The 18,846-nt window shown below is 72.2% G+C and carries 17 protein-coding genes and 2 tRNA genes; 7 read left to right on the top strand and 12 right to left on the bottom strand.

Annotation, left to right across the window (positions count from 1 at the left end; genetic code table 11):
* Window positions 1–97: 97 nt before the first annotated feature.
* From LG395_RS12050 to LG395_RS12025, 6 genes are all read right to left on the bottom strand, one after another.
* On the bottom strand, window positions 98–1,369 hold the full coding sequence (locus tag LG395_RS12050; RefSeq protein WP_171152963.1) for an HD-GYP domain-containing protein: 1,272 nt from the start codon (window positions 1,367–1,369) through the stop codon (window positions 98–100).
* The gene (locus tag LG395_RS12045; protein ID WP_171152965.1) at window positions 1,366–2,670 is read right to left on the bottom strand and encodes an HD-GYP domain-containing protein; all 1,305 of its coding nucleotides are present in this window, start codon (window positions 2,668–2,670) and stop codon (window positions 1,366–1,368) included. The genes LG395_RS12050 and LG395_RS12045 overlap by 4 nt, the downstream gene beginning before the upstream one ends.
* A gap of 111 nt (window positions 2,671–2,781) precedes the next feature.
* Complete coding sequence (rsrA, locus tag LG395_RS12040) at window positions 2,782–3,093, bottom strand: mycothiol system anti-sigma-R factor (RefSeq protein WP_171152966.1); 312 nt, start codon at window positions 3,091–3,093, stop codon at window positions 2,782–2,784.
* Window positions 3,090–3,785 (bottom strand): RNA polymerase sigma factor SigR, encoded by a 696-nt coding sequence (gene sigR / locus LG395_RS12035; RefSeq protein ID WP_014674890.1) that lies wholly within the window; start codon window positions 3,783–3,785, stop codon window positions 3,090–3,092. The genes rsrA and sigR overlap by 4 nt, the downstream gene beginning before the upstream one ends.
* A gap of 255 nt (window positions 3,786–4,040) precedes the next feature.
* Window positions 4,041–4,670, bottom strand: a complete 630-nt coding sequence (locus LG395_RS12030) for an alpha/beta hydrolase family protein (RefSeq protein ID WP_225809346.1) — start codon at window positions 4,668–4,670, stop codon at window positions 4,041–4,043.
* Window positions 4,671–4,725: 55 nt separating this feature from the next.
* Complete coding sequence (locus LG395_RS12025; RefSeq protein ID WP_225809345.1) at window positions 4,726–5,580, bottom strand: SOS response-associated peptidase; 855 nt, start codon at window positions 5,578–5,580, stop codon at window positions 4,726–4,728.
* Window positions 5,581–5,630: 50 nt separating this feature from the next.
* Between LG395_RS12025 and LG395_RS12020 the strand changes: the two genes are divergently transcribed.
* The 4 genes from LG395_RS12020 to LG395_RS12005 all read left to right on the top strand — a co-directional run bounded on the left by LG395_RS12020 (window position 5,631) and on the right by LG395_RS12005 (window position 9,129).
* The gene (locus LG395_RS12020; protein ID WP_225809344.1) at window positions 5,631–6,353 is read left to right on the top strand and encodes a M50 family metallopeptidase; all 723 of its coding nucleotides are present in this window, start codon (window positions 5,631–5,633) and stop codon (window positions 6,351–6,353) included.
* A 28-nt stretch (window positions 6,354–6,381) separates the two neighbouring features.
* Complete coding sequence (gene aroA / locus LG395_RS12015) at window positions 6,382–7,698, top strand: 3-phosphoshikimate 1-carboxyvinyltransferase (protein ID WP_171152973.1); 1,317 nt, start codon at window positions 6,382–6,384, stop codon at window positions 7,696–7,698.
* A gap of 12 nt (window positions 7,699–7,710) precedes the next feature.
* Window positions 7,711–8,721, top strand: a complete 1,011-nt coding sequence (gene rsgA / locus LG395_RS12010) for a ribosome small subunit-dependent GTPase A (protein WP_171152975.1) — start codon at window positions 7,711–7,713, stop codon at window positions 8,719–8,721.
* An 84-nt stretch (window positions 8,722–8,805) separates the two neighbouring features.
* Complete coding sequence (locus LG395_RS12005; RefSeq protein WP_103812495.1) at window positions 8,806–9,129, top strand: DMT family transporter; 324 nt, start codon at window positions 8,806–8,808, stop codon at window positions 9,127–9,129.
* Between the two features lie 49 nt (window positions 9,130–9,178).
* On the opposite strand, the gene LG395_RS12000 is transcribed toward LG395_RS12005, so the two are convergent.
* Window positions 9,179–9,784 carry a TetR/AcrR family transcriptional regulator gene (locus LG395_RS12000; protein WP_225809343.1) on the bottom strand — a complete coding sequence of 202 codons (606 nt, stop codon included), beginning with the start codon at window positions 9,782–9,784 and terminating at the stop codon, window positions 9,179–9,181.
* A 208-nt stretch (window positions 9,785–9,992) separates the two neighbouring features.
* Between LG395_RS12000 and hisN the strand changes: the two genes are divergently transcribed.
* On the top strand, window positions 9,993–10,793 hold the full coding sequence (hisN, locus tag LG395_RS11995; protein WP_225809342.1) for a histidinol-phosphatase: 801 nt from the start codon (window positions 9,993–9,995) through the stop codon (window positions 10,791–10,793).
* A 159-nt stretch (window positions 10,794–10,952) separates the two neighbouring features.
* Complete coding sequence (locus tag LG395_RS11990) at window positions 10,953–11,348, top strand: CBS domain-containing protein (RefSeq protein ID WP_171152981.1); 396 nt, start codon at window positions 10,953–10,955, stop codon at window positions 11,346–11,348.
* Window positions 11,349–11,414: 66 nt separating this feature from the next.
* Here LG395_RS11990 and LG395_RS11985 read toward each other — a convergent pair whose 3' ends face one another.
* Window positions 11,415–12,869, bottom strand: coding sequence for a catalase (locus LG395_RS11985; RefSeq protein WP_171152983.1), 1,455 nt, complete (start codon window positions 12,867–12,869; stop codon window positions 11,415–11,417).
* Between the two features lie 145 nt (window positions 12,870–13,014).
* Between LG395_RS11985 and LG395_RS11980 the strand changes: the two genes are divergently transcribed.
* Window positions 13,015–13,431 (top strand): Fur family transcriptional regulator, encoded by a 417-nt coding sequence (locus tag LG395_RS11980; RefSeq protein WP_171152985.1) that lies wholly within the window; start codon window positions 13,015–13,017, stop codon window positions 13,429–13,431.
* A 146-nt stretch (window positions 13,432–13,577) separates the two neighbouring features.
* Here the strand turns inward: LG395_RS11980 and LG395_RS11975 are convergent.
* From LG395_RS11975 to LG395_RS11960, 4 genes are all read right to left on the bottom strand, one after another.
* A tRNA-Met gene (locus LG395_RS11975) sits at window positions 13,578–13,651 on the bottom strand.
* Between the two features lie 68 nt (window positions 13,652–13,719).
* On the bottom strand, window positions 13,720–15,531 hold the full coding sequence (locus LG395_RS11970) for a tetratricopeptide repeat protein (RefSeq protein ID WP_225809341.1): 1,812 nt from the start codon (window positions 15,529–15,531) through the stop codon (window positions 13,720–13,722).
* Window positions 15,532–15,738: 207 nt separating this feature from the next.
* Window positions 15,739–15,812 (bottom strand) — tRNA-Met (locus LG395_RS11965).
* Between the two features lie 41 nt (window positions 15,813–15,853).
* Window positions 15,854–18,745 (bottom strand): UPF0182 family membrane protein, encoded by a 2,892-nt coding sequence (locus LG395_RS11960; protein ID WP_225809455.1) that lies wholly within the window; start codon window positions 18,743–18,745, stop codon window positions 15,854–15,856.
* Window positions 18,746–18,846: the final 101 nt, after the last annotated feature.

Genomic DNA, 18,846 nt, shown 5'->3' with positions numbered 1-18,846 from the left:
CAGTTCCATTTCCCGCTGTGGGCTGGCTTGTGCCCCCGGACACCCTCTCCCTCGCATCCAACCACGTGCCGTGGGAAAGGCGCTCATTACCCATGGGTTACCCAGCCGGGCGCGGGTCAGACAGTCCCGTTCGCCGCGGCGGCACCCGCTCCCGCACGCCCGGCGGCCCGGCCAGCACCCGGGCGAGCGACTCCACGACCTCGGGAGCGTAGTCCCCGGCGGTGCCGAGCCGCAGCTCCTCCAGTGCGCGCAGCGGGCCTTCGGGACCGGCGTCACGGGTCCGCTCCTCGTAGGCGTTCACGGCCCGGACGATCCGGGCGGCGAGCGGCTGTTCCCGGTAGGGGTCGGCCTGCCGTTCCACGACGACGGCGACGGCCGCGTCCACGCCGGTCTGCCGGACGACGGCACCGCCGAGCAGGGCGATGCGCCGCTGCTCCGCGGCGGGCAGGCCGGCGGTGGCGCCGGCCGGGACCGGGTCGACCAGGCTGAGCTGGCCGATGTCGTGCATCAGGGCCGCGTACTCCAGGACGGTCAGTTCGGGTCCGCTCAGGCCGAGGTCCCGGCCGACGGCGAGGCTGAGCGCGGCGACGCGGTGGGCGTGGCCGGCGGGGGTGCAGCCGGCGATCTCGGTGGCGCGGGCCAGGGAGGCGATGGTCTGCCGGTAGGTGGCGCGGACGGCGGCGTACCGGCTCAGGGAGAGCTGTACGAGCAGCATGGGCAGGCAGAACACGGGCAGGGCCCACAGGCCGACGACGGCGACCGCGAGGGCCATCACGGCGCCGGTCGCGCAGATCGCGGAGCCGATGCCGAGCAGTCCGCGCAGTTCCTCGCGCAGCAGCGGGCCGAACGGCCAGCGGGTGCGGCAGTGGGCGAGCGCGGCGGCCAGGACCGCACCGCACAGGGAGGTGAGGGCGAGCAGGGTGAGCAGCAGGAGGGCGTAGGCGGGGCCGCCCCACCGGGCGAAGACGCCCTGGCTGTAGAGGGGTTGGAAGCACACGGCGGCGAAGCCGACGGTGAGGATCCGGCGGGTCAGGTGGTCGACGGTGGGGCTGCGGCCGGACCAGATGTGCGGGACGGCGCCGAGCACGGTGGCGAGGAGGACGACGGTGACGACCTGGGCGGCTCCGTGCTGGCCGGGCCGTCCGGCGTCGGCGCCCAGCAGGGCGTACGACAGGGCGCCGGCGGCACCGAGGGGGGCGGCCTGCCGCTGTCCCTGCTCGTCGCTCCAGCGGGTCAGTTCGCCGGCGGCTATGAGCACGCCGAAGGCGAGCGCGACGCCCCGGTCGTGCAGGCCGGTCCAGAGGGTGACGGCGAGGGAGCCGGCCGCGACGAGGGCGGCGGCGCCGTGGATCAGCCGCAGGACGGTCATCGGGGTGCCCCGGTGCTGGGGGTCCGCTCCGCGGGCGCGGTGCCGTACGCGGGTTCGTCGGCGGTGACCGCCGGATGCCAGCCGGAGCGGCGCAGGGCGCGGACCAGCGCGCCGACCATCCGGGGGTCGAAGTGGGCCCCGGCGCAGCGCTCCAGCTCGGCGACGGCGGCCTCGACCGGGCGGGCCCTGCTGTAGCAGCGGGTGGAGGTCATGGCGTCGAAGGCGTCCGCGACGGCGACGATCCGGGCGGACTCGGGGATGCGGTCGCCGGCCAGACCGTACGGGTAGCCGCTGCCGTCGAGCCGTTCGTGGTGGTGGAGGATGGCCGCGCGGGCCTCGCCGAGGAAGGAGATGCCGCGGACCATCTGGTGGCCGTACTCGGGGTGCAGTTCGATGATCCGCCGCTCCTCCGGGGTGAGCGGACCGTCCTTGCGCAGCAGCCGGGTGGGCACGCCCAGCTTGCCGACGTCGTGCAGGATGCCGGCGAAGCGCAGCACCTCGACGCGGTCCTCGTCCATGCCGAGTTCGCGGGCGATCAGCACGGAGGCGTGTCCGACGCGTTCACTGTGGCCGCGGGTGTAGCCGTCCTTGATGTCGACGGCCTGGACGAGGGCGCGGATGGTGGCCTGGTGGGCGGCGCGTTCGCGGTGGTAGAGGGCGAAGACCCACCAGGAGACGCCCATCGGCAGCAGCACGAGCAGCGCGGCGACGGGGCCGTAGGGGCTGCGCCAGAGCACGGCCATCATCAGCCCGGCGAGTCCGTGCACGGCGACGGGGGCCGGCGAGCGCGCCAGCAGCCCGCGCCAGGCCCGCCGCAGCGGCACCAGCCCGGCCGCCGCGCGCAGGCCGCCGTCGAGCGCGGTGAGCACCAGGCAGAACGCGAGGACGGCCGCGCCCGCGGGCAGCAGCGCGGAGGGGAAGTCCGAGCCGAGGACGGCGTCCTCGCCGCCGAGTGCGCGGTGTGTCCGGGCGGCGGCCCACACGGCGAGCGCGGGCTGCGCGGCCCGCCACACGCGCCGCAGCAGGGCGGGCGGGTGCTCGACCGGGGAGAGCAGCGCGGCGGGCACCGGGACGAGCGCGGCGGCCGCCGGGGGCAGCAGGAACGCGCCGGCGAGCAGCACCGGGTAGAAGGTGCCGCCGAAGCGGCGGCGCACGGCGTGCTCGCAGGCCGCGTAGAGCGCGGCGAGCAGGGCCGTCGCCTCCCAGGGGGTGTGCGCCACCGGTAGGGGCAGCAGGCACAGGACGGCCGACAGGGCGACGGCGGCGACGAAGCCGCGTGCCCTTGCCGGTACCGCGTCCATCACGCCCCTCCCCGACCGTGCCTCATCCAGGCTGGGAGCCTAGGGCGGAATCGGGGGATGCGGGGCTTACGACCTGAGCATTAGCACGTTCGGGTGATATGCCCCGGCGTGTCAGGACTCCCGCGGTGCTGCCGGGGCCTTGGTGACATCGTGCTCCGGCACGGTCTGCCCGGAGCGGATCAGGTCGATCCGCCCCATGACCTTGGCCCGCAGGTCGGCGGGCACGTCGTCATGCCCGCAGCACCGCTTCACCAGCTTCTTCACGGCCTGCTCCAGGCCGTACTTCTCCAGGCACGGCGAGCATTCCTCGAAGTGGTGCTGGAACTTGTCGCGGTCGACGTCCGGCATCTCGCTGTCGAGGAACTCGTACAGGTGGTCGAGGACCTCACTGCAGTCCGTCTCGTGCGGCTCTCCGCAGCTCATGAGCCCGAGCCTTTCGCTTCGTTCGACTCTCCGGCGCCGGCCGGGACCAGCCCGCGCTCACGGGCGTAGTCCTCCAGCATGCCGCGCAGCTGACGGCGGCCCCGGTGCAGCCGGGACATCACCGTACCGATGGGTGTCCCCATGATGTCCGCGATCTCCTTGTAGGCAAACCCCTCGACGTCCGCGAGATAGACGGCGATGCGGAACTCCTCGGGGATGGCCTGGAGCGCGGCCTTCACGTCCGAGTCGGGCAGGTGGTCGAGCGCCTGCGACTCGGCGGAGCGCAGACCGGTCGACATGTGCGACTCGGCACGGGCGAGCTGCCAGTCCTCGATCTCCTCCGCGGCGGAGCGCTGGGGCTCGCGCTGCTTCTTGCGGTAGGAGTTGATGAAGGTGTTCGTGAGGATGCGGTACAGCCACGCCTTGAGGTTGGTGCCCTCGCGGAACTGGTGGAAGGACGCGTACGCCTTGGCGTACGTCTCCTGCACCAGGTCCTCGGCGTCGGCCGGGTTGCGCGTCATGCGCAGCGCGGCCGAGTACATCTGGTCGAGGAATTCGAGCGCGTCCCGCTCGAAGCGCGCGCTGCGCTCCGCGGTCGACTCATCGGACGCGTCCGCGCTGACGCCCTGGCCCTCGGGCAGCTCCGCCTGGCCGTTGTCGGTCCCTGCGTCGGTACCGGTGACCGGACCCACCTCCTCAAGATCCCGGATAGGACCGAAACCGGTCCCACTCGATTCGGAGGATAGAACACGACCCGTGCCTGCCGCCGCTCGAGCAGGAGCGGTCTTGGCCGCGTGCAGCACCGACCAGTCCAGGTCAGTGCGGCTGCTGCGGGCCGGGCAGATGGTCGAAACCATGCGGCGGACTTCCTCTCCTGCGACGTCGGTGCCGAAGCCGTCGGCACTTCCGATCGGCTCAACAGCGGCCCACCGCACAACATTCCCGGGTCACCCGAGTGACGCGGTCCACTCCCGTACCGCGCCGGTGACGACCTCCAGCGCCCGCTCCTGGGTGATCTCCGCGCGCTTGGGAACGGCGAACCCGTGATCGCCGTGCGGCACCTCGACGAGCCGGAAGTCACCCTCCGGGAACTCCGCTGGCCTCCCGAAGGGGTCGTTGCAGCCCTGGACGACCAGCGTGGGCACCCCGGCCCCCAGCAGTTCCTCCGCCCGGGACCTGTCCGGCTTGCCCGGCGGGTGCAGCGGGAAGCTCAGCGCGAGCACGGCGTGCGCGCCCAGCTCGGCCGCCGTGCGGCAGGCGACGCGGGCGCCGGCGCTGCGCCCCCCGGCGATCACCGGCAGGCCCGGCCCGGTGAGCGCGGGCCACACGCCCCGCCATCCGGCGTCCAGGGTCTTCGGCGCGGGCGCGATCTTCTTGCCGGCGACCCGCCAGGGCTGCTCGACGAGGGCGACGGTCACGCCGCCGGCGGGCAGCGCGGCCGCGAGCGCCCGGAGGTCGCGCGCCTCGATGCCGCCGCCTGCGCCGTGGCCGACGGCCAGCACCAGCCGGGCCTTCTTCGCCGGGTGCCAGGTGATCCGGGCGTCCCCGGCGTCCGTACCGACGGTCTGTGCGGTCACGCCTGTCACGTCTGTCACATCTGTCACGTCTGTCACGTCTGTCGCCTTGGTCACGTCAGAAGAGTGTGCCCTCTTCGGGAGCCTCCAGCTCCTTCAGCAGCTCCGGGCCGTTGTTGCGGACGTTGCTGACGGCGGTGGAGACCGGGTAGGCCCGCATCAGGCCGGCCGGCGGCGGGGCCAGCAGCCCGCGCAGGTCGTCGGGGTCCGTGCGGGAGGGGTCGAGCCAGGCGTCCCAGCGGTCCGGGGTGAGCATCAGGGGCATCCGGGGGTGGATCTCGGCGAGGGAGCGCGGACCCTCGGCGGGGGCCACGGCCAGCGGGGTCTGCTCCGCCTCGGTGGTGATCACCGAGCAGGTGACCCACCAGGCCCGCGGGTGGTCGTCGGGCAGGGTCCGGTCGCGCCAGAACTCGTACAGGCCGGCCATCGCGAACACCGAGCCGTCGGCGGGCAGCACGAAGTACGGCTGCTTGCGCGGCCGCTTCTTCCTGCCCTCGACCTCCAGGTCGCGCTCCTGGGCGCCGGTGACCCACTCGTAGTAGCCGTCGGCCGGCAGGATGCAGCGGCGGGCGGCGAAGGCGCGCCGGTAGGCGGGCTTCTCGTGGACGGTCTCCGCGCGGGCGTTGATCATCCGGGCGCCGCCCTCCGGGGTCTTCGCCCAGGACGGCACCAGGCCCCACTTCAGCCTGCGCAGCTGGCGAACCGGACGCGGGGAGTCCGCGTCTTTCAGGGGGCGGTCGAGGACGGCGTAGACCTCCTTGGTCGGCGCCACGTTGTAGTCGGGCTCCAGGGTCTCCTCGGGCTCCCTCCCCCGAGGGTCCGGCTCCGCCCGCTCCGAGGGGACCCCCAGCTCGACCCCGAAGATGCCCGCGAGATCCTCGGGCCTACGACTCGCCGCATACCGTCCGCACATACGTGCCACACTGCCAGACTCCGTACCAGTACAGGGAGCCACTGCGACCGATGGACAGCCTCGCCGCCACCGCGCTGCCCGACCTCTGGGACCGGCTCGCCGGCACCCAGCCCGATCCCGGCCTGTGGGTGGTGCTGGCCACGCTGGCCGCCGCCCTCGCCGTGGTCGTCCCGCACCCGGTGTGGCGGATATCCCGCAACGCGATCACCATCGCGCACGAGGGCGGTCACGGTCTGGTCGCCCTGCTCACCGGCCGGCAGCTCACCGGCATCCGGCTGCACTCCGACACCAGCGGCCTCACCGTGAGCCGGGGCAAGCCGTACGGGCTGGGCATGATCCTGACGGCCGCGGCGGGCTACACGGCGCCCTCGCTGCTGGGCCTCGGCGGGGCCGCGCTGCTGGCCGCCGGGCGCATCACCCTCCTGCTGTGGGTGGCCACCGCCCTGCTGGTGGCGATGCTGGTGATGATCCGCAACGCCTATGGCGTGCTGACCGTGGTCCTCGCGGGCGGGGCCTTCCTGCTGGTGTCCTGGCTGGCGGGGCCGCAGGTGCAGGCCGCGTTCGCGTACGCGGTGGTGTGGTTCCTGCTGGCCGGCGGGGTACGGCCGCCGTTCGAGCTCCAGGCCAAGCGGTCCCGGTCGGGGGCGGGAGACTCGGACGCGGACCAGTTGTCGCGGCTGACGCACGTGCCGGCGGGCCTGTGGCTGTTCCTCTTCCACGCCGTGTCGCTGTGCTCGCTGATCGGCGGGGGCCGCTGGCTGCTGGAGGGTTGACGGCGCGGCCTCCTTATAAAGTGGCCCCATGGCCCCGAACACCTCCTCCACCGCCCTCTGGCCCGCCCCGCACGCGAGCGGAGCCGTCGACGCGACGGTCCACGTGCCGGGGTCCAAGTCGGTCACCAACCGCGCTCTGGTCCTCGCGGCCCTGGCCTCCGAGCCCGGCTGGCTGCGCCGCCCGCTGCGGTCCCGCGACACCCTGCTGATGGCCGGTGCGCTGCGGGCCATGGGTGTGGAGATCGAGGAGGGCGTGGGCCCGGACGGCACCGGCGAGGCGTGGCGGGTGCTGCCCACGGGCCTGTCCGGCCCGGCCACGGTCGACGTCGGCAACGCGGGCACGGTGATGCGGTTCCTGCCTCCGGTGGCCGCGCTGGCCGACGGCCCGGTCCGGTTCGACGGGGACCCGCGGTCGTACGAGCGTCCCCTGAACGGCGTGATCGACGCGCTGCGGGTGCTCGGCGCCCGGATCGACGACGACGGCCGGGGCACCCTGCCGCTGACCGTGCACGGCGGCGGGGCCCTGGACGGCGGCCCGGTGTCGATCGACGCCTCCTCGTCCTCGCAGTTCGTGTCGGCGCTGCTGCTGTCGGGCCCCCGTTTCAACCAGGGCGTGGAGGTCCGCCACACCGGCGCCAGCCTGCCCTCGGTGCCGCACATCCGGATGACGGTGGACATGCTGCGCGCGGTCGGCGCCCAGGTGGACACCCCGGAGTCGGGCGGTGAGCCCAACGTGTGGCGGGTGACGCCGGGCGCGCTGCTCGGGCGGGACCTGACGATCGAGCCGGACCTGTCCAACGCGCAGCCGTTCCTGGCGGCGGCCCTGGTCACCGGCGGCAAGGTGGTGATCCCGGACTGGCCGGCGCGGACCACCCAGCCGGGTGACCGGCTGCGGGAGATCTTCACCGAGATGGGCGGTTCCTGCGAACTCACCGAGTACGGCCTTGAGTTCACCGGTTCGGGGGCGATCCACGGCATCGACGTGGACCTCGGCGACGTGGGCGAGCTGACCCCGGGCATCGCGGCGGTGGCCGCGCTCGCCGACTCGCCGTCCACCCTGCGGGGCGTGGCCCATCTGCGGCTGCACGAGACGGACCGGCTGGCCGCGCTCACCAAGGAGATCAACGAGCTGGGCGGTGACGTCACGGAGACGGCCGACGGCCTGCACATCCGCCCGCGCGCGCTGCACGCCGGGACCTTCCACACCTACGAGGACCACCGCATGGCGACCGCCGGCGCGGTCATCGGCCTGGCAGTGCCGGGCGTGCGGATCGAGAACGTGGCGACGACGGCGAAGACCCTGCCGGACTTCCCCGAGCTGTGGACCGGGATGCTCGGGCAGTAGGGACGTAACGCCATGCGCCGCTACGGCAAGCACACCGACGAGGACGACATCCGCAGCCGCCCCAACCGCAAGGGCAACCGGCCGCGGACGAACATCCGGCCCAAGCACGAGGACGCGGCCGAGGGCATGGTCCTCACCGTCGACCGGGGACGGTTGACCTGCCTGGTCGAGGACCGGATCGTGATGGCCATGAAGGCGCGTGAGCTGGGCCGCAAGGCGGCCGTGGTGGGCGACCGGGTGGCCCTGGTCGGCGACCTGTCCGGCGCCAAGGACACGCTCGCGCGGATCGTCCGCATCGAGGAGCGGACGTCGGTGCTGCGCCGCACGGCCGACGACGACGATCCGTACGAGCGCGTGGTCGTCGCCAACGCCGACCAGCTGGCGATCGTGACGGCCCTGGCCGATCCCGAGCCCCGCCCCCGGCTGATCGACCGCTGTCTGGTCGCGGCCTTCGACGGCGGTCTGGAGCCGCTGCTGGTGATGACCAAGTCGGACCTGGCCCCGCCGGACAAGCTGCTGGAGCTGTACGGCACCCTGGACATCCCCTACGTCGTCACCAGCCGCGGGGAACTGGAGAACGGGGACGCGGCGGACCGGGTCCGCGAACACCTCTCGGGCAGGATCACCGCGTTCGTGGGTCACTCGGGTGTCGGCAAGACGACCCTGGTCAACGCGCTGGTCCCGCAGGAGCGCCGGCGTCTGACGGGCCATGTGAACGCGGTGACGGGCCGCGGCCGGCACACCACCACCTCCGCGCTCGCCCTGCCGCTGGCCGGAACGGACGGCTGGGTCGTCGACACCCCCGGGGTCCGCTCCTTCGGGCTCGCGCACATCGATCCGTCGCGCGTGATCCACGCCTTCCCCGACCTCGAACCCGGTACGGCGGGCTGCCCGCGCGCGTGCAGCCACGACGAGCCAGACTGCGCGCTGGACGCGTGGGTGGAGGAGGGGCACGCGGACCCGGCACGGCTGTACTCGCTGCGCCGGCTGCTGGCCACCAGGGAGCGCACGGAAGGCGACTGAGCCTCGCGTTGTTTGCCGGGGTGCGCGGCCGGTAAGTGCATAATCGCACCGAGCCGGAGATCCGGATCAACGGGAGGACCGCACATGGCGTGGCTGCTGGTCATAGTGGCCGGGATACTGGAGACCGGCTTCGCCGTGTGCCTGAAGCTCTCGCACGGGTTCACGCGCCTGTGGCCCACGATCGCCTTCGCGTCGTTCGCCCTGGGCAGCTTCGGTCTGCTCACCCTGTCCCTGCGGAAGCTCGACGTCGGCCCCGCCTACGCCGTGTGGACCGGCATCGGCGCGGCGGGCACCGCGATCTACGGCATGGTCTTCCTCGGCGACCTGGTCTCCACCCTGAAGATCGTGTCGATCAGCCTGGTCATCATCGGCGTGATCGGCCTCCAGCTGTCGGGCTCCGCCCACTAGGTGTGCTAGCTAGGGCCGTCCGTCCGCCAGGGGCCCGGCGGGCGCGGGTTCACGCCAGGTGCCGTGGCAGCACCGCCCGTACCAGCTCCGCCAGCCCGCCCTCCCCCGGCGGCGCCGCCACGCAGGACAGGGCGAGCCGCACCACCAGTTCGCAGGAGCGCAGCAGTTCCGCGGTACCGGCCGGCTCGACGCCGGAACCGGCCAGCACGGCCACCGCGCGATCCCGCACGATCCGCACGAAGTCGCGCGGCGCGGGCAGCGGCCCGTCCGCCCGGCGCTGTGCCGGTACCGCGGTGGCGGAGGGCACGGCGGTGAGCGGCGGACTCGGCAGCCACTCGGTCCAGCAGCCGGTGAGCATGGCACGGACCAGCACGTTGTCCCGGGCGGCGGTGGCCGTCCACTCGGCGGTGGCGGTGAGCCGGTCCCGCGCCCCCGCGGGACCGGCGAGGGCCCGCTCGACGCCGGCGAGGTATCCGTCGGCCTCCCGCCGCACCAGCGCCCGGGCCAGGCCGTCCTTGCTGCCGAACTCGTTGTACAGGGTCTGCCGGGACACCCCGGCCGACGCGGCCACGTCGACCATCCGCACGGCGGACCACGGCCGGCGCGCGAGCGCCGTGTAGGCGGCGTCCAACAGCGACTCCCGGGCAGCAGGCATCCTCGCCTCCCTGGACCACACCGACTCTGCGCCCAGATTTGACGCGCTTGTATGCACTGTCAAGGGTTTGCGACGGGGCGGACGGTGCGTTCGGCCGTCCGCCGGCCGCGGGTGCGCCCTGCCCGGCCGCGCGGGTCCCGCGCCCCTCGGGGGCACTCCCGCCGCCCCCGGTGGCCCCGCGCCGGCCCCGCCGGATACCGTTCTGCACATGCCCGACTACCTCGACGACCTGCGCCTCGCCCACGTCCTCGCGGACGCGGCCGACGCCGCCACCACGGCCCGGTTCAAGGCCCTCGACCTCAAGGTGGAGACGAAGCCGGACATGACCCCGGTGAGCGAGGCGGACAAGGCCGCTGAGGAGCTCATCCGCGGCCGGCTCCAGCACGCCCGACCGCGGGACGCCGTCCTCGGCGAGGAGTACGGCGTCGAGGGCACGGGCCCCCGCCGCTGGGTGATCGACCCGATCGACGGGACGAAGAACTACGTGCGGGGCGTCCCGGTCTGGGCCACCCTGATCTCCCTGATGGAGGAGGACGAGGAGGGTTACCAGCCCGTCGTCGGCGTGGTCTCCGCACCCGCGCTCGGCCGCCGCTGGTGGGCGGCGAAGGGGCACGGCGCCTTCACCGGCCGCGACCTCGCCTCCGCGACCCGGATCCACGTCTCGCGCGTCGGCAGGCTCGCGGACGCCTCCTTCGCGTACTCCTCGCTCACCGGCTGGGAGGAACGCAACCGCCTGGACGGCTTCCTGGAGCTGTCCCGCCGGGTGTGGCGCACGCGCGCGTACGGCGACTTCTGGCCGTACATGATGGTCGCCGAGGGCTCCGTGGACATCTGCGCCGAGCCGGAGCTGTCGCTGTGGGACATGGCCGCCAACGCGATCATCGTGACGGAGGCGGGCGGCGCCTTCACCGGCCTCGACGGCCGCCCCGGTCCGCACAGCGGCGACGCGGCGGCGTCCAACGGCCTCCTCCACGACGAGCTGCTGGAGTACCTCGCCCCGGGCGCGTGAGGAACGGGGACAGCACCGGAGCACTCCCGTCACGCCCTCAACTCGCGCCGAGCGCCCTCTTGTTGACCCTCCCTTTACCTGGCACTCTGGGCCCACCCCCACATGTGAACTTGTGAATCCCTGAACTTTCCCCGGGGGTTCCTAGGAGGTGCTCCGTCCATGCTCGTCCGTGACGCCATGAGCACGGTGATTCTCACCCTCGGCCCCGCCCACACCCTCCGCCAGGCAGCCACCCTGATGTCCGCCCGCCGCGTAGGCGCCGCCGTGGTCCTCGACCCGGACGCCGGCGGCATCGGCATCCTCACCGAACGCGACATCCTGAACTCCGTCGGCCTCGGGCAGAACCCGGACGCGGAGCGCACCCACGCCCACACCACCACCGACGTCGTCTTCGCCGCCCCCACCTGGACCCTGGAGGAGGCGGCCCGGGCCATGGCGCACGGCGGTTTCCGGCACCTCATCGTCCTCGACCGGGGCGAGGTGGCCGGGATCGTCTCCGTCCGCGACATCGTCCGCCGCTGGCTCCCGGCCCGCGAGCCCACACCCGCGCTGTGACACGCGAAGCGGGCCGGACCCCGAGCACCGTGGGGTCCGGCCCGCCCAGCCGCGAGGACGGCCGGCTCAGCCGCGCAGCGCCTGCACCGCCGCCTCCAGCCGCTTGCCGAAGTCGGCGTCGGCGCCCGCGAAGTTGCCGATCGCGCGCTCGACGATGTCCTCGCGCGAGACCTGCGAGATCGCGCCCGCGAGGTTGGCGACGAGCCGCTCCTTCTCCGCCTCCGACATCAGCCGGTAGAGGTTGCCCGCCTGCACGAAGTCGTCGTCCTCGGCGTGCGCGGGCGTCGGGTGGTTGCCGGTGCCGGCCGCGAAGCCGTCGAACGGCTGCCAGAGCGGACGGCCGGTCTGCTGCGGCCCGCCGAAGCTGTTCGGCTCGTAGTTCTTCGCACCGCCGTGCCGGCCGTCGTAGAGGAAGCCGTCACGGGAGTGGGTGCGCGCCTCGGCGGCGTGCGGGCGGTTCACCGGCAGGTGGTCGGCGTTGATGCCGACGCGGTAGCGGTGGGCGTCGCCGTAGGCGAACAGCCGGCCCTGGAGCATCTTGTCGGGCGAGGGGCCGATACCGGGCACGAAGTGCGCCGGGGAGAAGATCGACTGCTCGACCTCGGCGAAGATGTTCTGCGGGTTGCGGTTCAGCTCCAGCTTGCCGATCTCGATGACCGGGTAGTCCGCGTGCGGCCACACCTTGGTCAGGTCGAACGGGTTGAAGCGGTACGTCGCCGCGTCCGCCGCCGGCATGATCTGCACGCCCACGGTCCAGCTCGGGAACTCCCCGCGCTCGATCGCCTCGCGCAGGTCGCGCTGGTGCGAGTCGGGGTCCTTGCCCGCGAGGACGTCCGCCTCCTCGGCGGTCAGGTTCTTGATCCCCTGGTCGGTCTTGAAGTGGTACTTGACCCAGAAGACCTCGCCGGCCGCGTTGTTCCACTGGTAGGTGTGCGAGCCGAAGCCGTCCATGTGCCGGTACGACGCCGGGATGCCGCGGTCGCCGAACAGCCAGGTCACCTGGTGCGTCGACTCGGGCGACAGCGACCAGAAGTCCCACACGTTGTCGGCCTCGGTGCTGCCGGTGTACGGGTCGCGCTTCTGGGTGTGGATGAAGTCCGGGAACTTGATCGCGTCCCGGATGAAGAAGACCGGGGTGTTGTTGCCGACGAGGTCGTAGTTGCCCTCCTCGGTGTAGAACTTCAGCGCGAAGCCGCGCGGGTCGCGGACGGCGTCCGCCGCGCCGAGGTTGCCGGCCACGGTCGAGAAGCGCAGGAAGACCTCGGTCTGCTTGCCGGCCTCGGAGAGGAAGGCGGCGCGGGTGTACGGCGTGACGTCGGCGGTCACGGTGAAGGTGCCGTACGCGCCGGCGCCCCGGGCGTGCACCACGCGCTCCGGGATGCGCTCGCGGTTGAAGTGCGCCAGCTTCTCCAGCAGGAGCTGGTCCTGGACGAGGACCGGCCCGCCGACGCCCGCCGTCTCGCTGTTCTGGTTGTCGGCGACCGGGGCACCGGCCTCCGTGGTGAGCGGTCCCTGCGTCACGTACGCCTCCTGCGTCATCACTGACTAGTCCTGTCCTGTGGCCAAAGCCGGTTCCGATCCTACAATGGACATTGTCTAAGTCAAACGACGATCCAAAATCACACCTATTCCCGACCTGGGGACTCTTCCTGTTAGGCTGGTAGCCATGAGCGACCTTCTGGAACGGCTGCGTGGACGCGGATGGCGGATGACCGCGCAGCGACGCGTGGTGGCCGAGGTCCTGAACGGCGAGCACGTCCATCTGACGGCCGACGAGGTCCACGCACGGGCTGTCGCCAAGCTGCCCGAGATCTCCCGGGCGACCGTCTACAACACGCTCGGTGAGCTGGTCTCGCTCGGCGAGGTACTGGAAGTCACGACGGACAAGCGCGCCAAGCGGTACGACCCGAACGCGCACCGGCCGCACCACCACCTGGTCTGCGCCCGGTGCGGCGCGATCCGCGACGTGCACCCGACCGGCAACCCCCTGGCCGACCTCCCCGACACCGAGCGCTTCGGCTTCACGGTGTCGGACGTCGAGGTGACGTACCGGGGGCTGTGCCCGAACTGCGCGGGCGCGTAAGAAGAGCGCGAGCGCGTACGCACACCGCTTCCCTGGAGCCCCGGCAACCGCCGGGGCTCTTCGCGTAGGGCCGCCGCCGTGACGACACCACGTACACGACGACGAGGGCCGGAACCCATCTCTGGATTCCGGCCCTCGGCCTTCAGTAGCGGGGACAGGATTTGAACCTGCGACCTCTGGGTTATGAGCCCAGCGAGCTACCGAGCTGCTCCACCCCGCGTCGGTGAATACGACACTACGTGAGGGAAGCACCGAGAAGCAAATCAGTGGACGCCGGGGTGTCCGGCGTCACGCCGACAGCTCCTCCCGCAGCGCGTCCCGCAGCCGTCCCGCCCGCTCGGAGACCTCCGCCGGCCCCAGCGCCACCGCCCTGTCGGCCCAGCGCTGCCCCTCCGCCAGCTCACCGCGACGCGCGTAGACGAGGGCCAGCCGCAGGGCCGCCCGCCCGTGCCCGGCATCGGCGGCCCGCGCCCACCACACCGCCGCCTCGGGCTCGCTCCCCTCGCGGGCGAGCAGCAGCCCCAGATTGAAGGCGCCGTTGCGCGACCCGGCCTCGGCCGCCGCCCGGTACCACCGCGCCGCCTCCACCACGTCACCGCGCGCCGCCGCGTGCATGCCGACCCGCACCTGCGCCCGCCGGTGCCCCTGCGAGGCGGCACGCTCGTACCACTCCTCGCACTCGGTCTTCTCCTGCACGGTCTCGCCCAGCTCGTGCGCGGGCTCCGGCGGCCGGCGCGCGTCGAGCAGGGTGGCCAGCCGGTACGCGCCCTCCGCGCTGCCGCCGCCCGCCGCACAGCGCAGGTGCCGTTCGGCCTCCTGCTCGTCGCCCTCGCGCAGCCGGGCGATCCCGACCTGGAGCGCGGCCTCGGCGTGCCCGGCGGCCGCCGCCCGCTCGTACCAGCGCAGCGCCATCGCGTCCTCGCCGCGCCCGGCGTAGAGGATGCCGAGGTTGAACGCGGCGTCGACGCTTCCGGCCTCGGCGGCCTTGGAGAACCAGGGCTCGGCCCCGGTCGGGTCGCCGTTCTGGAGCAGCAGGATGGCCAGCGCGTTCGCGGCCTCGCGGTGCCCGGCGTACGCGGCGCGCCGGTACCACTGCTCGGCCTGTGCGGTGCGGCCCTGCTCGGCGCAGAGCAGCCCGAGGTTGTAGGCGCCGTTGTCGTCGCCGGCGTCCAGCGCGGCCCGGTACCACCGCTCGGCGGTCTGGGTCTCGCCGCGCTCCGCGTGCAGCGCGCCCAGCGCGTTGGCCGCGTTGCCGTCGCCGTCCTGGGCGGCGCGCAGCCACCACACGGCCGCGCTCTCGGTGTCGCCGGCGTCGCGCAGCAGGAAGCCGAGCGCGCAGGCGGCCCGCGGCTCGCCGTCCTTGGCGGAGGTCAGGTACCAGCGCCCGGCCTCCTTCAGCTCGCCGCGCTTCTCCAGGATCGCCCCGAGCTGGAGCGCGGCCCTGCGGTGCCCGCGCGCGGCGGCCTGCCGGTACCACTGCTCGGCCTCCGCGGCACCGCTGTCACCCCCGGCCTCCTCCCCGAGTCCGGCCGCGCGGTCGAGCGCGCGCGCCAGCCGGTAGGCGGCCTCCCGGTGCCCGCGCTCGGCGGCGGCGCGCATCCAGTGCTCGGCGCCGACGTCGCCGCGGTGCTCCAGCAGGTCGGCGAGCGCGTAGGCGCCGAGGACGTGGCCCTGCTCGGCGGACTGGCGCAGCCAGTACTCGGCGGCCGGCTCGTCGCCGCGCTCGCGGTGGTGCCGGCCGAGCGCGTGCGCGGCGGCGGCGGAACCGGCGACGGCGGCGATCCGCCACCAGCCGGCCGCCTCCTCGGGGTAGCCCCGCTGGTGCAGCAGGACGCCCAGGTTGTTCGCGGCGGCCCGGTCACCGGCAGCGGTGGCCGCGCGCAGGTGGGGTTCGGCTCCGTCGAGGTCGCCGCGGCGCAGGAGCATGCTTCCGAGGACGCTCGCCGCCTCGGCGTCGCCGCTCTGCGCGGCCAGCGCGAGGCGCGTCTCCTCGCCGGCTTCCCCCATGTCCGCCAACTCGTCGCGGGCCGGCTCCGCGTCGGAAGGCTGCACAAATCGCCCTGACTCGAACAGAGTTGCCTTGTCCCCCATAACGTCCATCGTCGCACCACCTGCAACCTGGGTACACCCGGTATACCGCAGCCCGTGAGGTCACTTGAGCGTTTTGTCGACATGCCCACAGAGAGACAAGTCAAACACATATCGCCCAACTCCCCACGGCGGCGCGGCCGGTCCCTTCCCTCAGCACATGAGTTCGCACACCACGAAGGCCCGGATCCGTTTCTGGATCCGGGCCTTCGACTTCAGTAGCGGGGACAGGATTTGAACCTGCGACCTCTGGGTTATGAGCCCAGCGAGCTACCGAGCTGCTCCACCCCGCGCCGTTGTGTGTCAACCGTACCACGGCGCGAGGGGGTCTTGATCAACTCCGGCTCTTGTCGCCGTTCTTGCCGCCGCTGCCACCCGTCTTGGACTGGGCGTCCTCCGCCCGCTTCAGCGCGTCCTGGAGGTCCTTCTGCGCCTTGGCGTACGCGTCCCAGTCCGGCCCGTTCTTCAGCGCCTGCTGCCCGGCGTCGAAGGCCTTCTGCGCGTCCTCCAGCGCCTGCTTGACCGTCGGGTTGCCGGTGCCGGGCGGAGTCGTGGTGCCGGTCTGCGGCGGTCTGGTCGAACTCTTCACCCCGAACACCTCGTCGAGGGCCTCGTCCAGGGTGTTCTTGAAGGCGGTCCTGCCCTCGTAGGTGACCAGGACCTTCCTCAGCAACGGGTACTTGAGCGAGCCGCCGCGGACGTAGACCGGCTCCGCGTACAGCAGGCCGCCGTCCAGCGGCACGGTCAGCAGATTGCCGTACTCCACCTTCGAGTGCCCGCGGCTGAGGAGGCTGATGGTCTCCGCGATGTCCGATTCGGAGTTGAACTGGCTCTGGACCTGTTTGGGGCCGTCGACGGTCGTGTTCGTCGGCAGCTTCAGGACTCTGATCCTGCCGTAGTCGCTGGTGCGCGGGTCGGAGTCGACGGCCATGAAGGCGCTGAGGTTGTCCCGTCCGTTGGGCGTGAACGTCGTCGTCAGCGAGAACGCCTGCTCGCTCTGGCCCGGCATCTTCATGCTCAGGTAGTACGGCGGCACCGCGCTGCCGGAGTTGTTCGTCGGGTCGTCCGGGACCTGCCACACCTCGCTGCCGGTCAGGAAGGTCTGCGCGTCCGTCACGTGGTAGCGGGTGAGCAGCTCACGCTGCACCTTGAACAGGTCCTGCGGATAGCGCAGGTGGTCCATCAGCTCCGGGGAGATCGCGCCGCGCGGCTCCACGGTGTCGGGGAACGCCTTCATCCAGGTCTTCAGCACCGGGTCCCGGGTGTCCCACTGGTACAGCTTGACCTCGCCGGTGTACGCGTCGACGGTCGCCTTCACCGAGTTGCGGATGTAGTTGACCTGGTTCTGCTGGGCCACCACCGCGCGCGAGTTGTTCGTCGCGGTCAGCGAGTCGGCCGTCGTGTCGCCGAGGGTCGTACGGGAGGAGTACGGGTAGCCGTTCGACGTCGTGTAGGCGTCGACGATCCACTGGATGCGGTGGTTCACGACCGCCGGGTACGCGTCGCCGTCGATGGTCAGCCAGGGGGCGACCGCCTCCACGCGCTCCTTGGGGGTGCGGTTGTACAGGATCCTGGAGCCCTTGCCGATCGCGCCCGAGTAGAGGATCTGCGGCTCGTTGAACGCCACCGCGTACGCGGCCCGGTTGACCGGGTTGTCGAGGTTGACGCCGCTCCCGCCCTGGTAGCTGGTGGTCATCTCACGCTCGTTGTCGGAGTAGTCGACCTCCTTCTGGGGGCCTCCGACGATCGAGTACGTGGTGGTCTTCTCGCCGTAGTAGATCCGCTGTTCGTACGTCCCGAGGTCGCCCTGGGACGGCAGGTTCTTCTCAGTGAAGACGGGCCGGCCCTCGGAGTCGGCCTCGGTGCCCTTGGCGGCCACCACGCCGAAGCCGTGCGTGTAGCGGAAGTGGTCGTTGATCCAGTTGTTCTTCGGGATGCCGTCCAGGTTCAGTTCGCGCAGGCCGATGACGGTGTCCTGCTCCTTGCCGTCCTTGGGGTAGCGGTCGACGTCGAGGTTGGTCGGGAACCCGTAGTAGGCCTTGATCTGCTGGAGCTGCTGGAACGTCGGCGAGACGACGTTCGGGTCCATGATGCGGATGCTGGCCGTGGCGTCGACCTGGTCGCGCAGCCTCGTCTTGTCCTGGGACGTGGACTTGCCCGGGTACTCGGTGACCTTGGCCTGGTCGATGCCGTACGCCTCGCGGGTCGCCTTCAGGTTCTTCTGGACGTACGGCGCCTCCTTGGCCTGCTCGTTCGGCTGGACCTGGAACTTCTGCACGATGGCCGGGTAGAGGCCGCCGATCAGGATCGCCGAGAGCACCATCAGGCCGAAGCCGATGACGGGCAGCTGCCACGTGCGCCGCCACAGGGTGGCGAAGAACAGCAGCGCGCAGATGACGGCGATGCAGAACAGGATCGTCTTGGCCGGCAGGTAGGCGTTGGCGTCGACGTAGCGCAGGCCGGTCCAGTTGCCGGTCGCCTTGAAGTCGCTGGACTTGACGGCGAGGCCGTACCGGTCGAGCCAGTAGGCGACCGCCTTGAGGGCGACGAAGATGCCGAGCAGCACCGACAGGTGCCCGGTCGCGGCGGCGGTGGCACGCGCGCCCGGGCTGGTGACCCGCAGGCCGCCGTACAGGTAGTGCGTGAGCGCCGCGGCGATCAGGCACAGGATGGCGGCGGCGAAGCCGAAGCCCAGCAGGAACCGGTACCAGGGCAGGTCGAAGGCGTAGAAGGAGACGTCCAGGTGGAACTGCGGGTCCTTCTGGTGGAAGGGCACGCCGTTCACCCACATCAGCCAGGTCCGCCACTGGCTCGACGCGGAGGCGCCCGCGATCAGCCCGACCAGGGCGGTGACGGCGAGCAGCAGCCACTTCTTGTACGGCGCGATGGCCATGCGGTAGCGGTCGAGGCTCTGCTGCTCCATGGACATGGCGCTGAGCGGGGGCCGCAGCCGGTGCGCGAGCCAGATGTTGAGGCCGACCGCGGCCGCCATCAGCAGGCCGAAGACGAAGAAGAGCCCGACCTTGGTCGACAGGGTGGTGGTGAACACGGACGAGTAGTGCACCGACCGGTACCACAGCCAGTCCGTCCAGAAGCCCGCGAACATCGTGAACGCCATGCCGAGGACGGCAAGGACGCCCAGTGTCACGAGCAGGGCTCGGACCCTCCGGGACGGGCGGCCCGCTCTGATCCGTGGCCCCGTCGGGCCTCCGCCGCGGTCCGGCATCTGGAAAGCCAAGGTGCGCACCTCGAAGTTCGCTGTCGATCCGTCAGACCCTCGGGTTCGCGGGCCCGCCGTGGCCCCCCGTGATCGCGGGCCCACACCTA

The organism is Streptomyces spinosus (assembly GCF_020400655.1).
GTDB lineage: Bacteria > Actinomycetota > Actinomycetes > Streptomycetales > Streptomycetaceae > Streptomyces > Streptomyces argyrophylli.
Note: the sequence above shows the minus strand (reverse complement) of the source record. Positions and strands in the feature narration are given on the sequence as shown.